At 64.5% G+C, this 6,839-nt stretch carries 6 protein-coding genes; all 6 read left to right on the forward strand.

The window, feature by feature from the left end:
- Nucleotides 1-75 precede the first annotated feature (75 nt).
- Nucleotides 76-1,890 carry an FAD-dependent oxidoreductase gene (locus tag AAF563_05320; protein MEM7120676.1) on the forward strand — a complete coding sequence of 605 codons (1,815 nt, stop codon included), beginning with the start codon at nt 76-78 and terminating at the stop codon, nt 1,888-1,890.
- 98 nt (nt 1,891-1,988) lie between these two features.
- Nucleotides 1,989-3,602, forward strand: coding sequence for a peptide chain release factor 3 (locus tag AAF563_05325; protein MEM7120677.1), 1,614 nt, complete (start codon nt 1,989-1,991; stop codon nt 3,600-3,602).
- A gap of 9 nt (nt 3,603-3,611) precedes the next feature.
- The gene (locus tag AAF563_05330; protein ID MEM7120678.1) at nt 3,612-3,881 is read left to right on the forward strand and encodes a hypothetical protein; all 270 of its coding nucleotides are present in this window, start codon (nt 3,612-3,614) and stop codon (nt 3,879-3,881) included.
- 111 nt (nt 3,882-3,992) lie between these two features.
- Nucleotides 3,993-5,141: an aminomethyltransferase family protein gene (locus AAF563_05335; protein MEM7120679.1), complete on the forward strand. Its 1,149-nt coding sequence runs from the start codon at nt 3,993-3,995 to the stop codon at nt 5,139-5,141.
- A gap of 5 nt (nt 5,142-5,146) precedes the next feature.
- Complete coding sequence (locus AAF563_05340; protein ID MEM7120680.1) at nt 5,147-6,367, forward strand: serine hydrolase domain-containing protein; 1,221 nt, start codon at nt 5,147-5,149, stop codon at nt 6,365-6,367.
- Between the two features lie 49 nt (nt 6,368-6,416).
- Nucleotides 6,417-6,839, forward strand: a 423-nt coding sequence (locus AAF563_05345) for an FAD-dependent oxidoreductase (protein MEM7120681.1), incomplete at its 3' end; no start/stop codon positions are given.

The raw sequence follows: 6,839 nt of genomic DNA on the forward strand, positions 1-6,839 counted from the left end.
GCCTTCGCCGGTGCATACTAGTGTGGTGCCCCGCCGCCGCGCCGCCTGCGTCATCTTCCAAAGAGGTCGCTCAGTATGATGCTGTCCCGTCGCCGCTTCCTCAGAAACGCCGCCGCCATGGCGCTGATGGCTGGCGGCCTTCACTCGCCCTTGCTGGGTGGCCTGTTGCGCATTCCCCCGGCGGCAGCACAGGACTTGCCTGACTTTCCCGACGGTTTCGGTCAAAACAAGCGGGTCGCGGTGATTGGTGCCGGCATTGCCGGTCTGACTTCGGCCTATGAACTGTTGAAGGCCGGTTTTGACGTGACTGTTTATGAAGGCCAGAAGCGCTATGGCGGCCGCAGTCTGACAGTTCGTCCTTCCGACGCCGATTACAGGGCGTGGTACCTGGACAACAACCCGTTCGTGAAGGCTGACAGTTACTGCGATTTCATCCCGGCAGAGGTACGCGGTGCGCAGGTTGGCGAACTGGTCTCGCAGTTCACGCCCTATCGTGTCGGCGACGGCTACGTCGACCTCCACTTGAACTGCGGCCCCGGCCGCATTCCAACGCATCACACGGGCGTTTTGCACTATTGCCGCACGTTTGGCGTGCCGCTGGAGCCTTTTATCTTCTCCGGTGACTCCAACCTCATGCAAGCGGAGGACCTGAACGGCGGCACGCCGGTTCAGATGCGCCGGTTCCAGTATGACCTGCAGGGCTACTTCGGCGCCATGCTTTACGCCACAGCCGACAAGGCTGTGCCGGCCGGCGTGGCGGCGGCGGATCCATCGGCGGTGACGAAACTTCGCGAACTACTAACGATGTTTGGTGACCTGACGCCGGACGGCGCCTTTCAGAACACATCACGGTCGGGCTACGCAATCGAACCGGGCGCCGGCACCAATGCCGGCCTGTTGCACGAACCGCTGGCGCTTGATGAACTCCTCAATGCCGGCGATCTCTGGCCCGATCTCTATCTGGGCGAACGATACATGTGGCAGTTCCCCTTGCTTCAGCCGATCGGCGGCATGGACATGATCTGGCAGGCCTTCCTTGCACAAGAGGTCGCGGGCACCGAGCTTAGAGAGCGCGTGCATCTGGAGCATGACGTGACCGACCTGAGTTACGCCGGTGATGGGGGTTCGACGGTCTCGGTCGGCTACAAGAGCCCGGGCGGCAGCGGCCGGGAGACCTTTGACTATGTCGTCGTGACCTCATCGCCGCATGTCATGGATGCCATGAACATGGACGGTCTGCTGGCGAGCGGGGTCGCCGACATGCTGCGCTCCATCGTTTACGGTTTCAGCGGCAAGTACGGCTGGCAAGCACGCCGACGTTTTTGGGAGGACCCGGATGTCCAGATCTTCGGTGGCATCAGCTGGACGACCCAGGAGATCAAGCAGATTTGGTACCCCTCCGACGGCTATCACGGTCCGACCGGGATTCTGACCGGTGCCTATATGTACGACATGTATGCGACCGATATGGACGGCAAGGTCTACGATGCCGACAGCGACTACCGCACGGCCCTTGATCCCGACAGTGTTCCCATGTCCGATCGCCCGGCGTTCCTGTGGGGTGAGTTGGATCACGCCGGCCGCACCAAGCTGGCGCTCGAGGGCGGCGAGCTGTTGCACCCGGGCTTCACGGAGAACGTCTATGCCGAGGAAGGCCTTTCGGTGTCGTGGAACAACCAGCCCTACCAGTACGGCCTCCAGGTCTTCGACATGACGTTGACCCGGCCCGAGGCCTATGCACGGCTGATCCAGCCGATCGACACTTCCGCGCGGGTCTACATGGCGGGGGACGGCCTGAGCTATTGGTCGGGCTGGCAGGAAGGCGCCGTGCGCTCGGCCTGGTGGACTCTGGGCTTGATCCGCGACCACGTCCTGAAACAGGGCCGATAGCGGCGGCCGACTGGACAAACCGGCCCAAACAGACGACATAGACGCCCGAGGAGACCGGCAGATTGCTTTGGGCGCCGGTCCGATAACGGATCAGAACCATGACCATTGCCGACGAGGTCGCCAGGCGGCGCACCTTCGCCATTATTTCGCACCCGGACGCGGGCAAGACGACGCTGACCGAAAAGCTGTTGCTGTTTGGCGGCGCGATCCAGCTTGCCGGCGCGGTCAAGGCGCGGGGCGATGCCCGGCGTGCGCGCTCGGACTGGATGAAGGTGGAGCGCGAGCGCGGTATCTCGGTCTCCGCCTCTGTCATGAGCTACGACTTCGAGGGTCGGGCCTTCAATCTGCTCGACACGCCGGGCCATGAGGATTTCTCCGAAGACACCTACCGCGTGCTGACCGCCGTCGACAGCGCGGTCATGGTGATCGACGCGGCCAAGGGTATAGAGGTGCAGACGCGCAAGCTGTTCGAGGTCTGCCGTCTGCGCGACATGCCGATCGCGACCTTCATCAACAAGCTGGATCGTGAAAGCCGCGATCCCTTTGAGCTGATCGACGAGATCGAGCAAACGCTGCAGATCGACACGACGCCGGCAAGCTGGCCGATCGGCATGGGCCGCGACTTCCTGGGTTGCTACGACCTGTTGAACGACCGCCTGATCCTGATGGCGCGCGGCAAGGGCGACAAGATTGATGACGGCGGCATCGCCTGTGAGGGGCTGGACGATCCCAAGCTGGATGAGCTGCTGCCCGACCACGCGGTCGCCACCCTGCGTGAGCAGGTCGAGATGGCGCGCGGCCTGATGGCACCGTTCGACCGCGAGGCCTATCTCGCCGGCAACCTGACGCCAGTCTTCTTCGGCAGCGCGATCAACAATTTCGGCGTGCGCGAACTGCTCCAGGGCCTGGCCGATTTCGCGCCAACGCCGCGCGCCCAGCCCGCCGTGACGCGCGAGGTCGCGCCGACCGAGGACAAGGTCGCGGCCTTCGTCTTCAAGATCCAGGCCAACATGGATCCCAAGCACCGCGACCGCATCGCCTTCGTGCGCCTCTGCTCCGGTCACTTCAAACGCGGCATGAAGCTGCAGCACCTGAGGACCGACAAGGTGCTGACCATGCACAATCCGCTGATGTTCCTGGCCCAGGACCGCGAGGTCGCGGAGGACGCCTGGGCCGGCGACATCGTCGGCATCCCCAACCACGGCAACCTGCATATCGGCGACACGCTGACCGAAGGCGAGGACCTCGCCTTTACCGGCATCCCGAGCTTCGCGCCGGAGTACCTGCAGCGTGTCCGCTCGACCGATCCGATGAAGGCGAAGCACCTTGGCCGCGCGCTGCAGCAGCTGGCAGAAGAGGGCGCGGCGCGCGTCTTTAAGCCGGTGATGGACGCCGACTGGGTGGTCGGCGTCATGGGGCCGCTGCAGTTTGACGTTCTGGCCGACCGCATCCGCACGGAGTACGACGTGCCCGTTCGGTTCGAGAACGCGAACCTCTATACCGCCCGCTGGCTGGAGGCCGACAAGGACCAGACCGTCAAGGCCTTCGCCGACGCCAACCGTTCGGCCATGGCCGAGGACCATGCGGGCGCGCCGGTTTTCCTGGCGAGGAACGCCTGGCACCTGAACAAGGCCGAAGAAGATGCGCCGGACATCCGGTTCCTGAAGGTCAAGGAACAGGTCGCCGCCCAGGCCCAGGCGACCGCCGCCTGATCATCCGTCATGGAGCTCTATGGCCTGATGGGCGGCAGCCATGGCGGCGCCTATCTGATGACCGTCATGAGCCCGGAAGGGCGCGAGGCTGTGCTCGACCTCATCGAGCCCGACCCCGCCAGGGTTCACGTCGTAGTCTACGAGACCGGTCTGCCGCAGTACCACGAGATGGTCTCCGGCGGCCTCGCCGATCTGATTACACGCTACGGAATCGAGGTCCTCGACTTCCATGGGTGGACGGCTAAGAAGACGCAACTGGGCGATGCCATCTTCCGCTGAGCATTCTCCCTCGCCCCTCAAGGGGAGAGGGAGATCTTGCAGCACCTTCCGCGCTGGATTTAGACGCCGCGCGGCTATAGCGTCGCGGCACCTTTTTTGTTGGGAGCCGCCATGCCGATCGCCGCCGAACAGCCCTTCAACATCCGCGCCCATCGCTTCGCGCGGTCGCCGTTTTTCGACACTTATGCGCCGCCCGGCACGCTGGTCGCCGTCTACAACAGGCGGATCTATCCGTGGAGCATCGGCGACGATGTCGTCGCGAACTACTGGACGCTGCGCCGCGCGGTCGCGATGTATGACGTGCCGGAGACGCCGATCGAAATTGTCGGCCCGGACGCCGAGCGCCTGCTGGACCGGGTGCTGACCCGCGACATGGCGAAGCTGAAGGTCGGGCGCGCCGGCTACGGCCTGGCATGTCAGGAAGACGGCGGCATCCTGATGGACGGCGTCCTGTTGCGTCTGGCGCCGGACCGGTTCTTCTACGTCCAGGCCGATGGCGATTTCCTGGGTTGGCTGAAGGCCCATGGTGTCGGCATGGACGTCACGGTAAGGGATCCCGATTCCTGGGTCCTGCAGGTCCAGGGTCCGAAGTCGCTCGACGTTCTGGCCGCCGCCGCCGATGACGGTCTGCCGCAACCCTTCAAGTATTTCGATGTTGTCATCTGTCGGATCGGCGGTCAGGAGGTCGCGGTGTCGCGCACCGGCTGGACCAACGAGATGGGCTTCGAGGTCTACACCTTGGATGATATCGATGGCCCCAAGCTGTGGAACGACCTGATGGCGGCGGGAAAGCCGCACGGCATCATCGGCACCGGCCTCGATTCCATGGGCATTCGCCGCATCGAAGGCGGCATTCTGGATAACGGCACCGACATGGATAGCGCCATGACGCCGTTTCAGGCGGGGCTGGGCAAGTTCGTCGATTTCAACAAGGCCGACTTCATCGGCAAGGCGGCGCTGGAGAAAGCCGACCGCACTTGCCTGCTCTACGGTATCAAGGTGCCAGGCGGCGCGCCGGTGCGCGGCACCGAAGTGCTGAGTGACGGCAAGACTGTCGGCTGGACGACGGCCGGTGCCTGGTCGCCCTATCTGGAATGCGGTGTCGGCTACGTCCGCTTCGACGGCCCGGGCTTCGGGCCGGGCGACGCGCTCACCGTGCGCCTGCCGGACGGCAGCGAACATGACGTCGAGGTCGTCGACCTACCGTTCTATGACGCTGAGAAGCTGATCCCGCGTGGCCTCAGCAACGAGCAGGTCTGACGACCATGGTTCTCGAGGTCACGACCCAGCCGGAAAACGTTGGCATGTCGGCGGAACGGCTGGCGCGCATCAGCCCGTGGATGCGGTCCTATGTCGACACCGGCAGGCTGCCCTGGGCGATGAGCCTGGTCGCGCGCGGCGGCAACATCGTCTATGTCGGTAAGGCCGGCATGGGCGATGTCGACGCCGCCAAGCCGGTCGCGCAAGACGCCATCCTGCGCTTCTATTCGATGTCGAAGCCGGTCACCGCCGTCGCCGCCTTGATGCTCTACGAGGAAGGCCGGTTCCAGATGGACGATCCGGTCGGCGCCTTCATCCCGGCCTTGGCCGAGATGGAGGTCAGGACCGGGTCCGACGAGCACAGCATGGACACCGAGCCGGCCGGCCGCGCGATCACCGTGCGCGATCTCTTCATGCACACGGCCGGTTTCACCTACGGCTTCTCCGGCGGCGATGCGCTGACCCGTCTCTACCTGGAGCGTCATGTCGACTTCGAGCCGCAGGACGGGCCGCTCGCCCAGGTCGTCGCGCGGCTTGCCGACATGCCGCTCGATCATCACCCGGGCGCGCGCTGGACCTATGGCGTGTCGAACGACGTGCTCGGCCATCTGGTCGAGGTCTTGTCGGGCAAGACATTCGACGTGTTTTTGCGTGAGCGGCTGTTCGAACCGCTTGCCATGCACGACACGTTCTTCCAGGTGCCCGCCGACAAACTCGACCGTTACCTGCCGTGTTACGAGCAGGAGGGCGATGGTTTTCGCCGCGTCGACGGTGTTGAGGACAGTCTCTACGCCAACGACGTCACCTGCTTTTCCGGCGGCGGCGGGCTGTTGTCGACGCTTGGCGACTATCACCGGTTCACCGAGATGCTGCGCCGGCGCGGCGAACTGGAGGGCGAGCGGGTGCTCGGCTCGCGCACCGTCGACTTCATGGCGATGAATCATCTCTCCGGCGATCTGACGGATATGGGTCAGGCGACCTGGAACGAGACGACGTTCGAGGGCATCGGCTTCGGCCTCGGCGTCTCGGTCGTCGTCGATCCGGCCAAGGCGCAGGTCATGGCGACGAAGGGCGAATACGCCTGGGGCGGCATGGCCTCGACCGCCTTCTGGGTCGACCCGAAGGAAGACATCACCGCGATCTTCCTGACCCAGCTCATCCCGTCCTCGGCCTATCCGCTGCGCCGAGAACTGCGCGTGCTCGTCAATCAGGCGTTGATTGACTGAAATGCCGGCGGGGCCGAAAGTCGGGGCGTAAGGCAGGAGGGACTAAACAATGCGCGTCAGCGTGCTGCCCAACGACGATACGGATTGCGGCTGGATCAACACCCTGCCGCCGCTGGATCCGGCGACGCCGCTGCAGGGCGACAAGGACGCCGACTGGGTGATCCTGGGCGCCGGCTTCACCGGCATGGCAGTCGCGCGGCAGTTGGCGAGCCATATGCCGGACAAACACATCGTGCTGATTGACGCCCAGCGCGCCGGCCAGGGCGCGTCGGGCCGCAATGCCGGTTTCATCATCGACCTGCCCCATCACGTCGATTCGACCGACATCGAAGACCAGACGGTCAACCACCGCACGCGCCGGCTGAACCACGCCGCGATCGACTGGCTGCGCGAGCTCGTCCAGACCCATAATATCGATTGCCAGTGGAGCGAGCGCGGCAAATTCCACTGTGCGATCGAGGACAAGGGCATC

This window comes from Pseudomonadota bacterium, assembly GCA_039028155.1.
Lineage (GTDB): Bacteria > Pseudomonadota > Alphaproteobacteria > SP197 > SP197 > JANQGO01.